Source organism: Nocardioides okcheonensis (genome assembly GCF_020991065.1).
Lineage (GTDB): Bacteria > Actinomycetota > Actinomycetes > Propionibacteriales > Nocardioidaceae > Nocardioides > Nocardioides okcheonensis.
Genome location: NZ_CP087710.1, coordinates 2,015,822 through 2,033,329, shown reverse-complemented (window position 1 = coordinate 2,033,329; position 17,508 = coordinate 2,015,822). Strand labels below are relative to the sequence as shown.

21 protein-coding genes are annotated in these 17,508 nt (G+C 72.6%); 11 read left to right on the top strand and 10 right to left on the bottom strand.

Features of this window, described 5'->3' with window-relative positions; genetic code table 11:
* Positions 1–162 precede the first annotated feature (162 nt).
* From LN652_RS09830 to LN652_RS09815, 4 genes are all read left to right on the top strand, one after another.
* Complete coding sequence (locus tag LN652_RS09830; protein ID WP_230444485.1) at positions 163–969, top strand: trans-aconitate 2-methyltransferase; 807 nt, start codon at positions 163–165, stop codon at positions 967–969.
* Complete coding sequence (locus tag LN652_RS09825; RefSeq protein WP_230444718.1) at positions 969–1,358, top strand: VOC family protein; 390 nt, start codon at positions 969–971, stop codon at positions 1,356–1,358. The genes LN652_RS09830 and LN652_RS09825 overlap by 1 nt, the downstream gene beginning before the upstream one ends.
* A 93-nt stretch (positions 1,359–1,451) precedes the next feature.
* Positions 1,452–2,024 carry a DEAD/DEAH box helicase family protein gene (locus tag LN652_RS09820; protein ID WP_230444484.1) on the top strand — a complete coding sequence of 191 codons (573 nt, stop codon included), beginning with the start codon at positions 1,452–1,454 and terminating at the stop codon, positions 2,022–2,024.
* Positions 2,025–2,034: 10 nt separating this feature from the next.
* Positions 2,035–2,508 carry a hotdog fold domain-containing protein gene (locus LN652_RS09815; protein WP_230444483.1) on the top strand — a complete coding sequence of 158 codons (474 nt, stop codon included), beginning with the start codon at positions 2,035–2,037 and terminating at the stop codon, positions 2,506–2,508.
* Here LN652_RS09815 and LN652_RS09810 read toward each other — a convergent pair.
* The 6 genes from LN652_RS09810 to LN652_RS21895 form a co-directional block, all read right to left on the bottom strand.
* The gene (locus tag LN652_RS09810) at positions 2,505–3,401 is read right to left on the bottom strand and encodes an amino acid ABC transporter permease (protein ID WP_230444482.1); all 897 of its coding nucleotides are present in this window, start codon (positions 3,399–3,401) and stop codon (positions 2,505–2,507) included. The two genes, LN652_RS09815 and LN652_RS09810, sit on opposite strands and share 4 nt — an antisense overlap.
* Positions 3,401–4,081, bottom strand: a complete 681-nt coding sequence (locus LN652_RS09805) for an amino acid ABC transporter permease (RefSeq protein WP_230444717.1) — start codon at positions 4,079–4,081, stop codon at positions 3,401–3,403. Before LN652_RS09805 ends, LN652_RS09810 begins: the two co-directional genes overlap by 1 nt.
* A 102-nt stretch (positions 4,082–4,183) precedes the next feature.
* On the bottom strand, positions 4,184–5,065 hold the full coding sequence (locus LN652_RS09800; protein ID WP_230444481.1) for a glutamate ABC transporter substrate-binding protein: 882 nt from the start codon (positions 5,063–5,065) through the stop codon (positions 4,184–4,186).
* 93 nt (positions 5,066–5,158) lie between these two features.
* Positions 5,159–5,935 carry an amino acid ABC transporter ATP-binding protein gene (locus LN652_RS09795; RefSeq protein WP_230444480.1) on the bottom strand — a complete coding sequence of 259 codons (777 nt, stop codon included), beginning with the start codon at positions 5,933–5,935 and terminating at the stop codon, positions 5,159–5,161.
* Between the two features lie 94 nt (positions 5,936–6,029).
* Entirely contained in the window at positions 6,030–6,527 is a 498-nt protein-coding gene (locus LN652_RS09790) for a 2'-5' RNA ligase family protein (protein ID WP_230444479.1), read from the bottom strand.
* Between the two features lie 40 nt (positions 6,528–6,567).
* Positions 6,568–7,878, bottom strand: a complete 1,311-nt coding sequence (locus LN652_RS21895; protein ID WP_268932247.1) for a glycoside hydrolase family 16 protein — start codon at positions 7,876–7,878, stop codon at positions 6,568–6,570.
* 257 nt (positions 7,879–8,135) lie between these two features.
* Here LN652_RS21895 and miaB point away from each other — a divergent pair, with 257 nt between their 5' ends.
* Together miaB and LN652_RS09775 are read left to right on the top strand one after the other, a co-directional pair.
* Complete coding sequence (gene miaB / locus LN652_RS09780; protein ID WP_230444478.1) at positions 8,136–9,650, top strand: tRNA (N6-isopentenyl adenosine(37)-C2)-methylthiotransferase MiaB; 1,515 nt, start codon at positions 8,136–8,138, stop codon at positions 9,648–9,650.
* A gap of 156 nt (positions 9,651–9,806) precedes the next feature.
* Entirely contained in the window at positions 9,807–10,778 is a 972-nt protein-coding gene (locus LN652_RS09775; protein ID WP_230444477.1) for a type IV toxin-antitoxin system AbiEi family antitoxin domain-containing protein, read from the top strand.
* Between the two features lie 49 nt (positions 10,779–10,827).
* Here the strand turns inward: LN652_RS09775 and LN652_RS09770 are convergent, their stop codons facing one another.
* From LN652_RS09770 to LN652_RS09760, 3 genes are all read right to left on the bottom strand, one after another.
* The gene (locus LN652_RS09770; RefSeq protein WP_230444476.1) at positions 10,828–11,124 is read right to left on the bottom strand and encodes a hypothetical protein; all 297 of its coding nucleotides are present in this window, start codon (positions 11,122–11,124) and stop codon (positions 10,828–10,830) included.
* Positions 11,125–11,186: 62 nt separating this feature from the next.
* On the bottom strand, positions 11,187–11,651 hold the full coding sequence (locus tag LN652_RS09765; protein ID WP_230444475.1) for an NUDIX hydrolase: 465 nt from the start codon (positions 11,649–11,651) through the stop codon (positions 11,187–11,189).
* 19 nt (positions 11,652–11,670) lie between these two features.
* Positions 11,671–11,904, bottom strand: a complete 234-nt coding sequence (locus LN652_RS09760) for an antitoxin (protein ID WP_230444474.1) — start codon at positions 11,902–11,904, stop codon at positions 11,671–11,673.
* A gap of 86 nt (positions 11,905–11,990) precedes the next feature.
* Here LN652_RS09760 and miaA point away from each other — a divergent pair, with 86 nt between their 5' ends.
* Positions 11,991–12,914: a tRNA (adenosine(37)-N6)-dimethylallyltransferase MiaA gene (gene miaA, locus LN652_RS09755; protein ID WP_230444473.1), complete on the top strand. Its 924-nt coding sequence runs from the start codon at positions 11,991–11,993 to the stop codon at positions 12,912–12,914.
* Here the strand turns inward: miaA and LN652_RS09750 are convergent.
* Positions 12,904–13,509: an NAD(P)H-dependent oxidoreductase gene (locus LN652_RS09750; protein WP_230444472.1), complete on the bottom strand. Its 606-nt coding sequence runs from the start codon at positions 13,507–13,509 to the stop codon at positions 12,904–12,906. The genes miaA and LN652_RS09750 overlap by 11 nt on opposite strands.
* A gap of 71 nt (positions 13,510–13,580) precedes the next feature.
* On the opposite strand from LN652_RS09750, the gene LN652_RS09745 reads away from it, so the two are divergent.
* The 4 genes from LN652_RS09745 to dapF all read left to right on the top strand — a co-directional run bounded on the left by LN652_RS09745 (position 13,581) and on the right by dapF (position 17,487).
* Positions 13,581–14,156 carry a TetR/AcrR family transcriptional regulator gene (locus tag LN652_RS09745; protein WP_230444471.1) on the top strand — a complete coding sequence of 192 codons (576 nt, stop codon included), beginning with the start codon at positions 13,581–13,583 and terminating at the stop codon, positions 14,154–14,156.
* 69 nt (positions 14,157–14,225) lie between these two features.
* Complete coding sequence (locus tag LN652_RS09740) at positions 14,226–14,741, top strand: dihydrofolate reductase family protein (protein ID WP_230444470.1); 516 nt, start codon at positions 14,226–14,228, stop codon at positions 14,739–14,741.
* 75 nt (positions 14,742–14,816) lie between these two features.
* Complete coding sequence (ggt, locus tag LN652_RS09735) at positions 14,817–16,667, top strand: gamma-glutamyltransferase (RefSeq protein ID WP_230444469.1); 1,851 nt, start codon at positions 14,817–14,819, stop codon at positions 16,665–16,667.
* Positions 16,668–16,695: 28 nt separating this feature from the next.
* Positions 16,696–17,487, top strand: a complete 792-nt coding sequence (dapF, locus tag LN652_RS09730; RefSeq protein WP_230444468.1) for a diaminopimelate epimerase — start codon at positions 16,696–16,698, stop codon at positions 17,485–17,487.
* Positions 17,488–17,508: the final 21 nt, after the last annotated feature.

The window sequence follows — 17,508 nt, the reverse complement described above, 5'->3', positions numbered from 1 at the left end:
CGGTCGAGAATCTTGACATCGAGAGGTTTTCGGGCGAGGCTCCAAGTGTCTCGACATCAAGACACTTTCCCGGGTAGTCCAGTGACAATCGGTCGTGAAGACGACCTCCGGACGACCATCCGGCACTGGACTACCCCGGCCCGCCCGAGGAGGAGCACGCGCATGAGCCACAGCTGGGACCCCGACCGCTACCTCGCGTACGCCGACGAGCGCGGCCGGCCGTTCGTCGACCTGCTGGCGCGGGTGCACGCAGAGCGGCCGCGCGTCGTCGTCGACCTCGGCTGCGGGCCGGGCAACCTCACGGCGCTGCTCGCCGACCGGTGGGCCGGCGCGCAGGTGACCGGCATCGACAGCAGCCCCGAGATGATCGCCGCGGCGCGCTCGGTCGACGGCATCGCGTGGGAGGTCGCCGACCTGCGCGACTGGGCGCACCCCGACCCGCTCGCGCTGCGGGCACCGGTCGACGTGCTCGTCTCCAACGCCACGCTGCAGTGGCTGACCGACCACCTCGCGCTGCTGCCGTCGCTGGTCGACCGGGTCGCGCCGGGCGGCTGGTTCGCCTTCCAGGTCCCGGGCAACTTCGGCGAGCCGAGCCACACCATCCGCAGCGACATCGCCGAGCGCGCGCCCTACGCCGAGCACGTGCGCGACGTCGCGGTCCCGGCCAGCCACGAGCCCGCCGACTACCTCCGCGTCCTGCTCGACCTCGGCTGCGAGGTCGACGCCTGGGAGACGACGTACCTCCACGTCCTCGCCGGGCCCGACCCGGTCTTCGACTGGGTCTCCGGCACCGGCGCCCGCCCCACCCTCCAGGCGCTGCCCGACGACCTCCGTCCGCTCTTCGAGGACGAGTTCCGCGCGCTGCTGCGCGAGGCCTACCCCGCCGACGCGTCGGGCCGCGTGGTGATGCCGTTCCGCCGCATCTTCGTCGTCGCGCGCAGGCCCGAGCTGGACGAGGTGGTCGCGTGATGCGGCTGCACCACGTCCAGGTCGCCTGCCCGCCCGGCGGCGAGGACGTCGCCCGCCGGTTCTACGCCGACGGCCTCGGGATGACCGAGGTGGACAAGCCCGCCGACCTCGTCGCCCGCGGCGGGTGCTGGTTCAGGGCGTACGACCGCACCGGCGCCGTCACGGCCGAGGTCCACGTCGGGGTCGAGGACCCGTTCTCCCCGGCGCGCAAGGCCCACCCCGCCCTCGTCGTCGACGACCTCGACGCGATCGCCGAGCGGCTGCGGGGCGTCGGCGCCGAGGTCGACGAGAGCCAGCGCACCACCTTTCCCGGCCACGTCAGGTTCCACACCTTCGACGGCCACGGCAACCGGGTCGAGGTCCTCTCGCCCCTCAGCCCCGGTATCTAGGGACGTTCTGGTGGGCCGAAGGGCCGGATCGCCCCCCATTTCGTCCTCGGATATCGGGTGCGGGGGAGGGGGTCCCTCGGGGAGGATCCGGCCATGCTGCTGCTGATCCTCGGGCCGCCCGCCGTGGGCAAGATGACCGTCGGGCGCGCGGTCGCCGACCGGTCGGACTTCCGGCTGTTCCACAACCACCACAGCATCGAGATGCTGCTCGACGTCTTCGACTACGGCACCCCGCCGTTCCGCACGCTCAACACCGAGATCCGCAGCCGGGTCATCGAGGAGGCCGCGGCCGCCGGCACCGACCTCGTCTTCACCTTCGTGATGGGGATGGACGAGCAGGACGAGGCCGACCACCTCGAGCGGCTGGCTGCGCCGTACGCCGACGACGTCGCGGTCGTCGAGCTGGTCGCCGACCTCGACACCCGGCTGGTCCGCAACCGCACCGAGCACCGGCTCGCCGAGAAGAAGTCGAAGCGCGACGTCGAGTGGTCGGACGGCAACGTCCGCCAGCTCGAGGCCGACTACCGGATGACGTCCGAGCCCGGCCGCGACGCCCCGGGAGAACGGTTGCTCGCCCGCTGGCCGCACCTCCAGCTGGACAACACCGACCTCCCGGCCGACGAGACGGCGGACCGGGTGCTCGCCTGGCTCGCTACCCGGCAGTAACATCGGCGGCATGCCTGCCGTCCTCGACCTCTGGAAGAAGACCACCGCGCTGCCCTTGGGCGCCCGGCTCTTCTCGCTCGCCTTCAGCCAGAAGGCGCCCTACTTCGCCAGCATCCGGCCGCGCTTCACCGTGGTCGAGCCGAACCGGGCCGAGCTGGTGATCACCGACCGCCGACGGGTCCACAACCACATCGGCACGGTGCACGCGATCGCGCTGTGCAACGGCCTCGAGGCGGCCATGGGCGCGCTCGCCGAGTCGACCATCCCGCGCGACCGCCGCTGGATCCCGAAGGGGATGGAGGTCGCCTACACCGCCAAGGCGAGCTCCGACATCACCTGCGTCGCCGAGACCGACCCCGAGCAGTGGACCGCCGAGCTCGGGGAGGGCTACGACCTGCCGGTGCGCGTCCGGGGCACGCGCACCGACGGCACGGTCGTCGTCGAGGGCGAGATCCGGCTCTGGATCTCGGCCAAGAGGGCCTAGGCGGGCCCGCCGCCGGTGTCGCCCTTGTAGAACGGCGCGGATCCGCCGACCTTGGCCTCGCCGACCATCCCGACCTCGAGCACCTTCCGCTCGCCCACGAGCCGCTTCTGCGCCCAGGTGGCGACGAGGGTCAGCAGCAGGTTGACCACGATGTAGATCGCGGCGATGACGATGATCGTCGGCACGTGGTTGGCGAACTGCGGATAGATCGCCTTCGCGACGCGCGTGAGGCCGAGGCCCGCGACGACGTAGCCGAGGCTGGTGTCCTTGAGCGCCACGACCATCTGGCTGATGATCGCCGGGATCATGATCTTCACCGCCTGCGGCAGCAGGATCAGCGTCATCACCTGGTACTTGCGCATCCCGACGGCGTACGCCGCCTCGGCCTGGCCGCGCGGGACGGCGTTGACGCCGGCGCGGAAGACCTCGGCCAGCACGGCCCCGTTGTAGAGGGTCAGCGCGATGACGACCGCCCAGTAGGTGCGGCGGGACAGCTCGTCCATGCCGCTGACGACCGAGTAGAAGACGAAGACGATCAGCAGGATCACCGGCACGGCGCGGAAGAACTCGACGACCAGCCAGCACGGCCAGCGCACGATCGCGTGGTCGGAGAGCTTGCCGACGCCGAAGACCAGGCCGAAGACGACCGCGCCCAGGATCGCGCTCGCCGCCATCTGCAGGGTGACCAGCAGGCCGTCGACCAGGATCGCCTGGATGTAGCGCGGGGTCAGGAACGGCTCCCACTTGGCGTACTCGAACTGGCCGGTCTCGTTGAAGCGCCACACGACCCAGCCGAGCAGCGCGAGGAGGCCGACGACGGTGGCGATGCCGTACGTGCGGTGCCGCGCGCGGGTCGCGGGACCGGGGGCGTCGAACAGGACACTGGCGGCCATCAGGCGATCCTCCACCGGCGCTCGAAGTAGATCGCGACCGCGGAGACGATCTCGACGAGGACGACGTAGCCGAGCGCGAACATGATGAAGATGCCCGTGCGCTCGCTGGCGAAGTCGTTGGTGAACGACTTCATCTGGGCCGCGGCCTCGATCACGCCGAAGACGCCGGCCACGGACGTGTTCTTGAGCAGCGCGATGAGCGTGCTGGCCAGCGGCGGCACCGAGGCGCGGAACGCCTGCGGGAGCACGACCTGGGTCATCACGCCGCCGAAGGGCAGGCCGATGGCGCGCGCGGCCTCGGCCTGGCCGAGCGGCACGGCGTTGATGCCGGCGCGCAGCGACTCGCAGACGAAGCAGGACGTGTAGAGCGTCAGGGCGACGACCGCGGCGCTGAAGAAGGCGGTGAAGTCGTAGGGGCCGATGTGGATGTCGACCCAGGAGAAGCGCAGCGTCTGGAACACCTTGGGCGCGCCGAGCTGGAAGAACAGGAAGATCATCACGAGCGGGGTGTTGCGCACCACCGTCACGTAGGCCGTCGCCGCCCGGCTCAGCACCGACACGGGGCCGACGCGCATCGCGACGAGGACGGTGCCGAGGACCACGGAGAGGACGCCGGAGACGAGGAACAGGAAGACGGTGTAGCCGAAGGCCTTGACGTAGAGGTCCGGGCTGTCGAGCACGGCGTTCAACGAGGCTCCTCTCAGCGGGAGTGGCGGGTCGGGCGGTGTCGAGCCGGGGCCCGGGTGGCCCGGACCCCGGCTCGGGGGTGGTTCAGCGCGAGGTCACGCGCAGGCGTCCATCTCGGGGAGCTCCGGCACCTCGACGCCCGAGGGGCCGAGCGTGGCGGTGAAGGCCTCCTCGTAGGCGCCGCTGTCGTAGGCGTCGGTGATGGTGTCGACGATCCACTGGCACATCTCCGGGCGGTCGATCGAGTAGCCGACGCCGATGCGCTCCTCGGAGAACTCGTCGCCGACGACCTTCAGCTCGCCCTCGTTCTGCGCGGCGTAGCCGGCGAGGATCGTGCCGTCGGTCGACATGGCCTGGACCGTGCCGTCGAGCACCTTCTCCACGCACTCGGAGTAGGTGTCGAAGCCGACCGGCTTCATGCCCTCGGCCTTGACGTTCTCCAGCGAGGTCGAGCCGGTGACCGAGCAGACCTCCTGGCCGGCGAGGTCGTCGGTCGACGCCACGTCGCTGTCCGCCGGCACCAGCAGCTGCTGGCCGGTGACCAGGTACGGGCCGGCCTGGCCGACGACCTTGCGGCGGTCGTCGGTGATCGAGTACGACGCCAGCACGAGGTCGACGGTGCCGTCCTCGAGGAAGGGCTCGCGGTTGTCGGAGATCGTCTCGACCCACTCGATGTCGTCGCCGGTGATGCCGAGGCTCGCCGCGAGCTGCTTGGCCATCTCGACGTCGAAGCCGGTGGGGGTGTCGGAGGCCGCGTCCTTGAAGCCGAGGCCCGGCTGGTCGTACTTCACGCCGATCTTGATGGTGCCGGCGTCGGCCAGCTCCTTCATCCGGGTGCCGTCGTCGAAGTTGTCGGCCGCGTTCTCGGCCGCCTCGACGTCCGGGCCTTCCGTCTCCTCGCCGGCGTTGCCGCAGGCAGCGAGCGACAGGGCCAATCCCGCCGTGGCGATGATCGCCTTGGTCCTGGTGAATCTCATCCTTGCTCTCCTTCAGTTGGCGGCCCGAGGCCGTCGGGGGTTTCTGGGGATGGAATGTGCTGTTGTGTCCCGAGCTGGTGGGTCCTCAGCGGGTCAGTGCTTGAGGATCTTGCCGAGGAAGTCCTTGGCGCGGTCGGAGGTCGGGTTCGTGAAGAACTCCTCCGGGGTGTTCTCCTCGACGATCGCGCCGTCGGCCATGAAGACGACCCGGTCGGCGGCGGTGCGGGCGAAGCCCATCTCGTGGGTGACGACGACCATGGTCATGCCCTGCTGCGCGAGGTCGACCATGACGTCGAGGACCTCCTTGATCATCTCCGGGTCGAGCGCGGAGGTCGGCTCGTCGAAGAGCATCACCTTGGGCTCCATGGCCAGGGCGCGGGCGATCGCCACGCGCTGCTGCTGGCCGCCGGAGAGCTGGGCGGGGTACTTCTCGGCCTGGTGGCCGACGCCGACGCGCTCGAGGAGCTCGCGGGCCTTGGCCTCGGCCTGCTCCTTCTTCACGCCGCGGACCTTGATCGGGCCGAGGGTGACGTTCTCCAGGATCGTCTTGTGGGCGAAGAGGTTGAAGCTCTGGAAGACCATGCCGACCTCGGCGCGCAGCCCGGCGAGCGCCTTGCCCTCCTGGGGGAGGGCCTGGCCGTCGAGGGTGATGGTGCCCTCGTCGATCGTCTCGAGCCGGTTGATGGTGCGGCACAGCGTCGACTTGCCGGAGCCGGACGGGCCGATCACGACGACCACCTCGCCGCGCTTGACGGTGAGCTCGATGTCCTTGAGGGCGTGCAGTGCTCCGAAGTGCTTCTGCACGCCGCTGAGCACGACGAGGGGCTCGCCCCGGCCGGCGCTGACGGGGGCCGTTTCCTGCGCGGTCATGGCGGCAACCTATCGGCACTGGTCTGGACCTGCCATCGCGCACGGGCCCGACGGGGCAGGCGTCACCCGATCGTGATGCGCGGCGGCGGCGTGGTCAGAGGTCGCGCACGGCCCCCGCGTCGGGGTCCCAGCGGCGCAGTCCGGCGAGGCTGATCGACGCGTCGGCGTGGCCCAGCACGTCGAGCACGGCCGGCACGTCGGCGCGCGGCACCCGGCGGGCGAGCGTGGCGTGCGGCAGCCAGCCGAGGTGCTGGGGGTCGGGCACCTCGGCGCGTACGTCGAGCACCGCCCGGACCAGGTCGTCGTCGACGTCGAGCAGGCGGACGACGGTGACGCGGTTGCCACCGAGGAGGGCGAGCCCGGCCGCCCGCACGGAGCGGGGGAGCAGCGGGCCCAGCACGCGCGCGGCCACCTGCTCGTCCTCGGCGCGGAGCGCGGGAGCGGCGAGGACGGTCACGTGCGGGGTGTTGGTGGGGCCGCGGTGGTCGAGCTGGGAGGGGAGCCCGGCGTCGCGCAGGGCCTGCCAGTCACGGCGTACGACCTCGGCGCCGGCCTCGTCGGGCAGCAGCTCGATCGCGTGCATGCGGGGCATGCAGCGAGCCTAGGTCCGGCCCGGGCGGTGCCGGGTGGGGTCAGGCGGACTTGCGACCGCGGGTGACGCGCGCCGACTCGATCGAGGTGGCGTCGTAGACCCGGACCCAGTCGACCTGGGCGGCGTCGCCGAGCTCGTCGCCGGTGAGGTTGGCCAGCTCGTAGTCGGAGGTGAGGTTCGACAGGACGAGGTACTGCGCGGCCTGGGAGACGGCGGCGGTCTCGCGGTAGTACTCGCGGCCGTCGACGCGGAAGATGTAGGAGGTGGGGGTCCACTCGACGGAGAAGACGTGGAACTCGTCCCACCAGCTGCGGTTCTTGCCGAGGACCTGGCGGGTGGCGGGGAAGAGGTCGCCGTGGCTGACCTTCTCCCAGCCGGCCTCGTAGTAGTGGACGTGCGAGCCGACGGCCTCGTTGCCGCGGCCGTTCTCGCCGAAGAACTCCATGATGTCGATCTCCGTGCCGGCGGAGGGGACGCCGTCGGTGTAGGTGGTGCCGGCCGGGAGCATCCAGAAGCCGGTGTGCATGCCCTTGGCGCGCTGCGGCTTGATGCGGGCGGCGACGATGCCGTGCTGGAAGAAGCGGGTGTTCTCGGTGGCGACCTGGCTGTTCACGAGGTACTGCTGGGTGCCGGCGGTGCCGTTGGAGACGTAGTTGCAGGTCGCGCCGCCCATGGTGGGGTCGACGCCGATGCCGAGGCGGAGCACGCCGCCGCCGACGCTGCGGGCCGACGGGTCGACGCGGGCGCAGGTGCGGGGGGCGTACACGCTCTCGCGCTCGCGCTTCTGGTCGTTCCAGACGGTGGCGTCGAGGGCGGTGCCGGAGAAGGTGTCCTCGAACTCCGGGGTCCAGCGCGCGGCGGTGACGGTGCCGGAGGTCCAGGTGAGGCCGGAGGCGGTGGTGGAGGCGCGGTAGACGCCGGGGCCGGGGGCGAAGGTCGCGGTGCCGTAGGCGTCCTCGGTGCCGATGGCCACGAGCTTCCAGCCCTTCGCGGTCCGGCGCTCGAGGGTGACCCGCTGGCCCGGGGCGGCCGGCGAGAAGGTGGCGACGAGCGAGGCCTGGTTGGACGGCGCGGCCGGGGAGGTGCCGGGCTGGACGATCGGCGGCAGCGCGGCGAGGGTGGCGGTGACCTTGACCTTGGTGCTGCGCGCGCCCTTGCGGGCCTTGGCGGGCTTGTGGGCCTGGGCCTTGGCGGCGACCTGCGAGGTGCTGCCGTCGGCGGCGTCGGCGTGGCCGACGGTGAGCCCGATCAACACGATGGTGACAAGCACGGTGAGGACGACCCGGCCCAGGCGTACGGCGGCGCTGGCGGCCCGTGCGTCCGGCCTGCGGTGCGCAGCGGTGAAGCTCATGTGTCTGTCCCCCGGTGACTGTTGTCAGCGCCTGGGACCCGATTCCCGTTGCACGTGTTACCAATTTGTGGATACAGGAAAGATCTTGTGTCCGATCCTTGGCTAATGCCAGTCCCTGCGCCTCATTTGATCCAAAGAGGAGATCGTCGTAGTCACAACGGGCTAACCCGAAAGGTCAGAAGGCCTCACCGGGCCCGGGTCGGACGTCACCGATCGATTCCGCCCGCCCCCGCGCGCCGCCGTACTCTGGGACGGCCATGACTGCTGCTGCCCCGACCTCTCCCGAGACCGCCCCGCGCACCTACGAGGTGAAGACCCACGGGTGCCAGATGAACGTCCACGACTCCGAGCGGCTCAGCGGCCTGCTGGAGGACGCCGGCTACGTCCGGGCCGGCTCGGACGAGCAGGCCGACGTGGTCGTGTTCAACACCTGCGCGGTCCGCGAGAACGCCGACAACAAGCTCTACGGCAACCTCGGCCACCTCGCGCCGGTCAAGGCCCAGCGCCCGGGCATGCAGATCGCCGTCGGCGGCTGCCTGGCGCAGAAGGACCGCTCGGAGATCACCCGGCGCGCGCCGTGGGTCGACGTGGTGTTCGGCACCCACAACATCGGCTCGCTGCCGGTGCTGCTCGAGCGGGCGCGCGTGCAGGAGGAGGCCCAGGTCGAGATCCTGGAGTCGCTCTCCGTCTTCCCCTCGACGCTGCCGACCAAGCGCGAGTCGGCCTACGCCGCGTGGGTGTCGATCTCGGTCGGCTGCAACAACACCTGCACCTTCTGCATCGTCCCGTCGCTGCGCGGCAAGGAGAAGGACCGGCGCCCCGGCGAGATCCTCGCCGAGATCGAGGCGCTCGTCGCCGAGGGCGTCACCGAGATCACCCTGCTCGGGCAGAACGTCAACGCCTACGGCGTCGAGTTCGGCGACCGACAGGCCTTCTCCAAGCTGCTGCGCGCGTGCGGTGCCGTGCCCGGCCTCGAGCGGGTGCGGTTCACCTCCCCGCACCCCGCCGAGTTCACCGACGACGTCATCGAGGCGATGGCCGAGACCCCGAACGTGATGCCCTCGCTGCACATGCCGCTGCAGTCGGGCTCCGACAAGGTGCTGCGCGACATGCGGCGCTCCTACCGCCAGTCGAAGTACCTCGGGATCATCGAGCGGGTCCGCGCCGCGATCCCCGACGCCGCGATCACCACCGACATCATCGTCGGCTTCCCCGGCGAGACCGAGGAGGACTTCCGGGCCACCCTCGACGTGGTCCGCGCCGCGCGCTTCTCGGCCGCGTTCACCTTCCAGTACTCCAAGCGGCCCGGCACCCCCGCCGCCGTGCTCGAGGACCAGGTGCCGGCCGACGTCGTCAAGGACCGCTACCAGCGCCTCGTCGAGGTCGTCGAGGAGGTCGCCTGGGAGGAGAACAAGGCGATCGTCGGGCGCACCGTCGAGCTGATGGTCGCCGAGGGGGAGGGGCGCAAGGACTCCGCCACCAAGCGGCTCTCCGGTCGGGCGCCCGACAACCGGCTGGTGCACTTCGCGGCCGACTTCTCGGCGGTGGACGCAGACTCGGTCCGCCCGGGCGACATGGTGGCCGTCGAGATCACCTACGCCGCCCCGCACCACCTCGTCGCCGACGGCGCGATCCGCTCGGTGCGCCGCACCCGCGCCGGTGACGCCTGGGAGCGGCGTACGTCCGCCCCGCCCTCCGCGTCCTCCGTCGGCCTCGGCATGCCGTCCGTCGGCGTGCCCGCCCCGCTGCCTCCAGCGCCTGCCTGCGGCTGAGGTCTTGTTGCCGCTGGATCCCCGGCCGGCCGGGGATCCAGCGCGGATCGTGGAACCGCCGAGCCACCAGGTGGCACCGGGGCTCCACGATCACGTCATCCACAGATGGCGTGACGGGGGTCGCGCCGGCCGTCCGCGACGGGTGATCGTCCTCGGATGGAGATCCTGCAGCCCCTGCTGGCCAGCCAGGGCGGCGTCGTGTCACGCCGCCAGGCGCTGACGGAGGGCGTGGCGCCGCACGACCTCCGCCGCCTGGTCCGCCGACGTGAGCTCGCGCCCGTCTTCCCGGGCGTGCTCGTCGACCACACGGGAGAGCCGACCTGGCTCCAACGGGCGTGGGGTGCGGTCCTGTTCTGCGCGGCCCGCGACGACGAGCAGGGCGGCCCCGGGGCGGCGCTGGCCGGAGCCTCCGCCGTACGCGCGGCGGACGGTCCCGGGCGCGGCGAGGACGCCGGACCGATCGTGGTGGCGATCCCGCGCGAGCGCCGGGTGCTCGCGCCGCCGGGCATCACGGTGGTCCGCACCTTCGACCTCGGCGCGCGGGTGCAGTGGAACGTGGGCCCGCCGCGCATGCGCTACGACGAGGCGGCGCTCGACGTCGCGCTGGCGGCTCCGGAGGAGCTCGCGGCGATCGGCGCGATCGCACGGGCGGTGCAGAGCCGGCACACGACGGCCGCCCGGATGGGCGAGGCGCTCGGGCGCAGGTCGCGCGCCCCGCGGCGTACGTTCCTCGAGGCCGTCCTCGCCGACGTCTCCGCGGGCGCGTGCTCGGTGCTGGAGCGCGAGCACGTCGCGCGGGTCGAGCGGCCGCACGGCCTGCCCGCCGGCACGCGGCAGCAGCGTGCCGGGACGCTGTCGGGCATCGTCTACCGCGACAACGCCTACGACGAGCTGCTCGTCGAGCTCGACGGGCGGCTGTTCCACGACACGGCGGAGCAGCGCGACCGCGACCACGAGCGCGACCTCGACGCCGCGGTCGCCGGCGCCGGCACGGTGCGGCTCACCTGGGGTCAGGTGGTCGGTCGGCCGTGCTCGACCGCCGCCAAGCTGTCCGTCGTGCTCGAGCGTCACGGTCTCCGGGGTGGGCGACCCTGCGGTCCGTCGTGCGCGTGGCTCGCGGCTGCCTGACGATCGTGGAGCTCCGGAGCCACCAGGTGGCCGCAGGACTCCACGATCCTCAGGCGGGAGGCTCCGGCGAGCCGTCCTCGGCCTCCTGGCCGGCCTCGGGGTCGGCGGTGGTGCCGGTCTCCTGGTCGTCCGCCTCGCCCTCGGGGGCCTGCGGCTTGTCGTCGGGCTCGGAGATCTCGTCCGGCGTCGCGTCGTCGACCGCCGGGTTGTCGTCGGGGTCGAGGTCGCGGCCCAGGCCGTCGTCGGCGGGGTCGCTGTGCAGGGCGTCGGCGTCGACGCCCCCGGCCACCAGCTGGGGCTCTTCTGCGGTCGGCTCCGGGATCGGGCCGAGGTCGTCGTCGGTCATGGCTGCCTCCTGTGGTCGGTCGCTGCGATCGTGCCTCGCGGCCCGGGCGCGGGCCACCCCCGCTAGGGCGACGTGGGCCAGCCGAAGGTCAGGTAGCGCTCGCCGGAGAAGAGGTGGGACAGGGCGTGGGCCTCGTGGGGGACCACCGGGTCGGGGAGCGCGTCGAGCGGCGCCCAGGTGAGCTCCGAGGCCTTGTCAGGCTCGACGATCCGCGGCTCGCCCGACCACGAGCGTGCGGTGAAGAAGAAGTCGACCCGCTCCTCGATGGCCGCGCCGAACTGGCTGCGCTGCATGGTGAAGGCGAAGTCCAGGTCGAGGTCGGTGATCCCGAGCTCCTCGAGCGCCTCGCGGCGGGCGGCGTCGTACGCAGTCTCGCCCGGCTCGACGTGGCCGGCCGCGGCGGCCGCCCAGTGCCCCGGCATGTAGGGCACCGGGCCGCGCCGCTGGAGCAGCACCTCGGTCCCGCCGGCGCCGTCGCGCAGCAGGTAGACGTAGGACGCCGGGACGAGGGCGAAGCGTTCGGTCACCCGGCCGACCCTAGAGGGGTCAGCGGGGCGGGGTGCCGGGGGTGGTGCCGGGCGGGATGTCGTCGTTCTTGCCGTCGAGCGAGTCGAGGGCGTCGCGAGCCTTGCCGGTCGCCTTGTCGATCTTGTCGGCGTGCTTGCCGCCGGTCTTCTCGTTGGCGAGCCTGCCGGCCTTGTCGATGCCGTCGGCGATCTTGTCGCCGTGCTGGTCGACCGCGTCGGTCAGCTTGGCCTTGGCCTTGTCCAGGAAACCCATGGTCCCTCCCGGGGGGTGCGCCGCCCCACCCCGCGGGCGGGGGACTCCGGCACGATCGAGACTAGCCGGGCTGCGACAATCGGCCCATGGCTCGTCCCATCGTCGCCGTCGTCGGCGCCACGGCCTCGGGCAAGACCGGCCTCAGCCTCGACCTCGCCGAGCGGCTCGACGGCGAGGTCGTCAACACCGACGCGATGCAGGTCTACCGCGGGATGGACGTCGGCACCGCCAAGCTCCCGGAGGCGGAGCGGAGGGGGATCCCGCACCACCTGCTCGATCTGATGGAGGTCACCGAGCCCGCGAGCGTCGCCGAGTTCCAGCGGCTCGCGCGCGAGGTGGTCGCCGACGTCCGCGGCCGCGAGCGCACGCCGGTGCTGGTCGGCGGGTCGGCCCTCTACACCCGCGCGATCGTCGACCGCTTCGAGTTCCCCGGCACCGACGACTCGCTGCGCCGCGAGCTCGAGGTCGAGCTCGAGCGGGTCGGCAGCCCGGCGCTGCACGCGCGCCTCGCCGGCGTCGACCCCGAGGCGGCCGCGCAGATCCTGCCCGACAACGGCCGCCGCGTGGTGCGCGCGCTCGAGGTCGTCGCGCTCACCGGCCGCCCCTTCAGCGCGAGCCTGCCGCGACTGGAGTACGCCGACCCGCGCACGGTGCAGGTCGGCGTCGACATCGACCGGCCCACCCTCGACGAGCGGATCGCGCTCCGGGTGGAGGAGATGTTCGCAAGCGGGTTCGTCGAGGAGGTCGAGGCGCTGCTCGCGCGCGGCCTCGCGGACGGGCGCACCGCGGGGCGGGCCATCGGCTACCGCGAGGTCGCGGGGTCCTCGCCGCGACCGCACGCTCGCCGAGGCCAAGGAGCAGACCGTCGTCGCCACCCGCCGCTTCGCGCGCCGCCAGGACTCCTGGTTCCGCAAGGACCCGCGGGTCGTCGGGGTCGCCCACGACGACCCCCGCCGGGTCGAGGCCGCGCTGGCGGCCGTGGCCGACCTCGCGGGCGCGTCAGCGGCTGAGCACCGGCGCGGGCGTCCGGGTCCCGCTGGGCGCGCGGGCCGCGTCGCGCGCGCCGAGGGCGACCGCCTCCTCGACCCACCGGGCGAGCTGCTCGGGCGTACGTCCCCGGACGTCGGCGTACCGGGTCACCCGGGTCGGCTTGATCCCGCAGAACTCCATCGTGCGTCCGCGCACCTGCTTGACGGTGCTGTCGCCGACGAGCGGGAGGTACCACCCCGGGGAGTCCGAGGTGACGGCCAGCCGTCCGGTGCGCCCGGCGAGCAGGCCCTCCGGCATCCCGTTGTCGCGGTAGCGGAAGGCCCACCCGCGCTCGAGCGTGCGGTCGAAGAAGCCCTTGAGCAGCGCCGGCACCGAGCCCCACCACAGCGGCGTGAAGACGGCGACGTGGTCGGTCCCGGCGAGGTGCTCCTGCGCGCGGACCAGGTCGGGCTCGAGGTCCTGCGGGGTGCGGTAGCCGGTGCGGAGGGTGAAATCGAAGTCGAGGTCGCGCAGCGGCAGCAGGGTGCCGCCGGCCCCCTCGGCGTAGGCCGCGGCGAGCGCGGCGGTGAGGGAGCGCGGGTCGGGGTGGCCGTCGAGGACGAGGACGTGGGACATGGGGACCTCCGGTGCGAAGTGGACACTGTCAAGAATGTGGACACCAGCAAGATTGGCGTACGATGTTGCGCATGTCAAGATCCACCGGCGGCTATCACCACGGAAACCTCCAGGTCGCCCTCGAGGACGCCGCGCTCGAGCTGCTCACGACCACCCCGGCGGCCCGGATCAGCCTGCGCGAGGTCGCGCGCCGCGCCGGCGTGAGCCACAACGCCCCCTACCACCACTTCGGGGGCCGGTCCGAGCTCCTCGGCGCCCTCGGCGTTCGGGGCATGGCCGCGCTGCTGGCCGCGCAGGAGGAGGCGGTCGCCGGCGTCGACGGCGTCGTGGCCCAGGTCCAGGCGCTCGGCCTCGCCTACGTCACCTACGCCGCCACCCACCCGCAGGCGTTCGCGCTCGTCTTCGACCCGGAGTACTGCGCGGCGGGGGAGCCCAGCGAGGAGATGGCCCCGCTCATCGCGCGCAACGAGGAGCTGCTCGGCGGCCTGGTCGAGCGGCTCGTGCGCGAGCCCGGCTACGAGGGGCGCGATCCCGTCGCGCTGTCCGCGGCGCTGTGGTCGACCGTGCACGGGATGGCCCAGCTGATCATGCTCGGGCACCTCCCGGTCGAGGCCGCCGAGCCCGCGCTCACCGCCCTCGTGCGCTGAACCCGTGGGCGGGCCGGGTCGCGGACCTCGGTCGAGCGGGCTGTCGGTGGCCGGTGCGAGGGTGGGTCGATGGCGACGATCTACTACACCGGCTGCTCCCTCGACGGCTTCATCGCGACCGACGACCACTCCCTCGACTGGCTGACCTCGCGCGACATCGACCAGGACGGGCCGATGGCCTACCCCGCCTTCAGCGAGCGCGTCGGCGCGTGCGCGATGGGGGCCAACACGTGGCAGTGGATCCTCGACCACGACGACGACCCGTGGGGCCCCAAGCCGACGTGGGTGGTGACCCACCGCGACTTCGCGCCGTCGCAGCAGGTGCGGTTCACCGCCGCCGACGTCCGCGAGGTGCACGCCGAGATGACGGAGGCGGCCGACGGCAAGGACCTCTGGGTCGTCGGCGGTGGCGAGCTGGTCGGGCAGTTCCACGACGCGGGGCTGCTCGACGAGGTCTGGATCCAGTACGCACCCTGCACCCTCGGCGGCGGCGCGCCCGTCCTGCCGCGGGCGATGGAGCTCAGGCTCGAGGAGGTGGCGCGCAACCGTGACTTCGCGTGCGTGCGGCACACCGTGGTGCGCTGACACCCACCCCGGCGGTCGTGGACAGCGCCGGGGCCGGACGGCAGGGTGGAGGTTCCACCACTCGGGAGGTCCCCCATGCGCATCCGCACGCCCCTCGCCGCCGCCACCTCGGCCGGCCTGCTCGCCGCCCTCGCCGTCACCGCGCCGACGTCCGCCGCGCCCGGCTCCGGCGCGTCACCCGACCGGAACGACCAGGCGAGGCCCACCGCCAAGAGGGCGACCGCGATCGGCACGGGCGGTGCCGTCACCACCGTCGACCCCGAGGCGACGGCCGCCGGGCTGAAGGTGCTGAAGGCGGGCGGCAACGCCGTCGACGCGGCGGTCGCCGCGGCCGCCACCCTCGGCGTCACCGAGCCCTACAGCGCGGGCATCGGCGGCGGGGGCTACTTCGTCCACTACGACGCGAGCTCGGGCAAGGTCCGCTCCCTCGACGGCCGCGAGACCGCGCCGCGCAAGATGCCGCAGGACGCCTTCATCGACCCCGCGACCGGCAAGCCGTACCCGTTCACCCCCGACCTGGTCACCAGCGGCGTCAGCGTCGGCACCCCCGGCACCCTCGCCACCTGGGACAAGGCGCTGGCCAACTGGGGGACGCTGTCGCTGGCCGACGCGCTGGCCCCGGCGACGAAGGTCGCCCGGCGCGGGTTCAAGGTCGACGAGACCTTCCGCCAGCAGACGCTCGACAACGAGGAGCGGTTCCGGGCGTTCAAGGACACCCGGAGGCTGTTCCTCCCGAGGGGCGACGCCCCGAAGGTCGGGTCGATCTTCCGCAACCCCGAGCTCGCCGACACCTACGACCTCATCGCCGACCGCGGCACCGACGCCTTCTACCGCGGCCCGCTCGCCCGGCTGATGTCCGACGTGGTGCGCAAGCCCCGGACGACGAGGAACACCGACCTGCCCACGCCGAAGGGCTACCTCACGCCGCGCGACCTGCGCGACTACCGGGTGCGCTCGCAGAAGGCGAGCCGGACGACCTACCGCGGCCACGACGTCTACGGGATGGCGCCGTCGTCGTCCGGCGGGACCACCGTGGGGGAGGCGCTCAACATCCTCGAGCGCTACGACCTCTCCGCGATGACCACCGAGCAGGCCCTCCACCACTACCTCGAGGCGAGCGCGCTGGCCTTCGCCGACCGCGGGAAGTACGTCGGCGACCCCGCCTTCGTCGACGTCCCGGTCAGGAAGCTGCTCGACGACACCTTCGCCGCCGAGCGCGCCTGCGGGATCGACCCCGCCAAGGCCGCCACCAAGCCGGTCGCGGCCGGTGACGTGACGTCGTACGACGGGGTGTGCGCGCCCGCGGCCGCGCAGGGCAGCGTCGACGCCGACACCGAGAACATCTCGACCACCAACCTCACCGTCGTCGACCGCTGGGGCGACGTCGTCGAGTACACCCTCACCATCGAGCAGACCGGCGGCTCCGGGATCACGGTCCCGGACCACGGCTTCCTGCTCAACAACGAGCTGACCGACTTCTCCACCGTCTACGACGCCGCCGACCCCAACCGGATCCAGCCCGGCAAGCGGCCGCGCAGCTCGATGTCGCCGACGATCGTGCTCAAGGACGGCAAGCCGTTCCTCGCCCTCGGCTCGCCCGGCGGCTCGACGATCATCACGACCGTGCTGCAGGTGCTGGTCAACCGGATCGACCTCGGCATGACGATCCAGGAGGCCGTCGCCGCACCCCGCGCCAGCCAGCGCAACACCGCGAGCGTGACCGCCGAGCCCGACTTCATCACCGCCTACGGGACCGCGCTCACCGCGCTCGGGCACACCCTCGCGCCGGCCGGTGACGCCTTCACCAGCGCCGCCGAGATCGGCGCGGCCACGGCGGTCGAGATCGGCCCGCGCAAGCGGCTGACCGCGGTGGCCGAGCCGGTACGTCGCGGCCGCGGGTCCGCGGCGGTGGTCGACCCCCGCTGAGGCCGCACGCCCCTGACACACTGGGGGCGTGAGCTACCCCTTCCTCAAGGGCCACGGCACCGAGAACGACTTCGTGGTCCTGCCCGACCCCGACGAGTCGGTGCACGGCGACCTGGACCCCGAGCGGGTCCGGGCGCTGTGCGACCGTCGCGCCGGCATCGGCGCCGACGGCGTGCTCCGCGCGGTCCGGCGCGACGACGGCTGGTTCATGGACTACCGCAACTCCGACGGCTCGATCAGCGAGATGTGCGGCAACGGCATCCGCGTGTTCGCGCGCTACCTCCACGAGCACCAGGGCGAGGACTTCCCGATGCGGATCCAGACCCGCGACGGCGTGAAGGTGCTGACCCGCGACGGCGACGGCCCCGGGCTGACCGCCGACATGGGACGCCCGGTCGTGCACGGCGCCACCCAGGTCTCCGTCGGCCACCTGACCTGGGCGGCCCGGCACGTCTCGATGGGCAACCCGCACGCGGTCGCCTTCGTCGACGACCTCGCCGACGCCGGGACGCTGCTCGACGCACCGGGCCACGACCCGGCCGTCTACCCCCACGGGGTCAACGTCGAGTTCGTGGTCCGCCGCGGCGACCACCACGTCGCGATGCGGGTCCACGAGCGCGGCGCGGGCGAGACCCGGTCCTGCGGCACCGGCGCCTGCGCGGTGGCCGTCGCGACGGCGCTGGCCGACGACGCCCCGCGCGGGACGGCGTACCGCGTCGACGTCCCCGGCGGCACCCTGCGGATCGTCTGGACCGAGGACGACCGGGTGCTGATGACCGGCCCCGCCGAGCTGGTCGCCGAGGGCACCACCGACCTCTGAGGCGGTGCTCGGACGTCCTAG